2 protein-coding genes are annotated in these 1,389 nt (G+C 57.5%); one reads left to right on the top strand and one right to left on the bottom strand.

Translation table 11 applies throughout. The annotated features are described in order from the left end of the window. The coding region (locus LQR33_RS18410; RefSeq protein WP_231470040.1) for a type VI secretion system Vgr family protein at positions 1-705 on the bottom strand (705 nt) is incomplete at its 3' end. A gap of 504 nt (positions 706-1,209) precedes the next feature. Between LQR33_RS18410 and LQR33_RS18405 the strand changes: the two genes are divergently transcribed. Continuing rightward, positions 1,210-1,389, top strand: a 180-nt coding sequence (locus tag LQR33_RS18405; RefSeq protein WP_231470038.1) for a hypothetical protein, incomplete at its 3' end; no start/stop codon positions are given.

The following is a 1,389-nucleotide window of genomic DNA, read 5'->3' as shown; positions in this document are numbered from 1 at the left end:
GAGGCCGTCTTCTTCTTCGGTCGCGTCGCTGCGGTGGAAGCGCACGCGCTCCACCTCGGCCGGCGGCAGGCTGTAGGCGTCGTCGAACACCACCAGCTTGACCTGGGGGCTGTCTCCGTCCACGTGCTCGAAGCGCCAGGCGTAGCCCTCCTCATGCAGCAGGCGGACGATGAAGCTGAAGTCGTCCTCGCGGTACTGCAGGCAATAGCTGCGCGGCTGCGCCGGGCCGACCTTGAACTCTATGGTCTGGGCGCGGGCGAACACCGGGTTGGCCGCCTGATGCTCGTGGACGATCTGCTGGACGATGTCCGGCACGCTCAAGTCCTGGAACACCCGCGAGGTGCGGCGGTGGCGCAGCAAGGCGATCGGCGGCTCGATGGTCAGGCCGTACTGGGCGAAGCCGCCGTCGGAACCCATCAGCCGGGCCTGGCTGACCACGCCGCAGCGGATGGTCTCGTGGCCCTGGGCGTCGGCGATGCCGATGCGGGCGGACTGGCCGAGCAGGGTCTTGAGTTCGATGGCGCCGTCGGGGGACAGGCAGGTAAGTTGATAACGGTAGGCCTTGGACACGCCTTCTTCGCCATCCAGGCTGAGCGGCAATAGTTGTTCAGAGGCGATCTGGCCGCTGCCGAGAACTAGAGTAAGCAGGCGTTGATCTTGATTGAAAGCGGAAGCGAAGCTGGAGAGGAGGCTGTTAAGGTCCATGGCTATCCGGGAGGGAGATAAAAGCCGAACAGGCTTGAATTTCAAAGGGATAAAATAAGATTTGATTGTATTATTTTGCGATATCCGTTAACAATCCAACGGCTTCACTCAGTCTATAAACCTGACCTAAAAGACAGGTATGCGGATACTTCTACGCAACTTGCTGCCGACATTTCCCATTCATCAAACACTCCAATTGCATACCAATTGCGCTTTGTGTTTTCTCTGCCGCGCACAGCTTGCTCGGCAAAAGACATCCTGTGCCTGCACAACAGAGCGGCTGCCAAATCTTCGTGTGTTCAACACAGATAGCGGTAGTCCCGTCTAATTCCAATAGAAACTTTCATGCTACCGATTAAATAGCATCCCCTGTCTTTTGGTACAAATTCGCCGACTTCCCGCCAAAGCTAGCTTGTGACAGCCTTCACAAGATCAATAGAATCCTAATCTTCTTCCCGCTCAATGACATACCTTCGCCTGAGGGTATTCTCGTCTGGAATGCCGATGGATCTGAATGCACTGTTGTCCAGCTTTGCTTCCGCCTTTGGCCAAGACCACCGGATGTTGACGCTGCAGCTTGGCTCCGGCCAGATCGCCGTCGAACAACTGCTGCCGTTAAGCCTGGATGGCGAGGAAGGCCTGTCCCGGTCTTACCGCTACACGCTCGCTTGCCTGTCGCCAGAC

The sequence above is a fragment of the Chromobacterium piscinae genome, assembly GCF_021129175.1.
GTDB lineage: Bacteria > Pseudomonadota > Gammaproteobacteria > Burkholderiales > Chromobacteriaceae > Chromobacterium > Chromobacterium piscinae.
The sequence above is the reverse complement of the archived record's forward strand: the minus strand, read 5'-3'. Positions and strand labels throughout refer to the sequence as shown.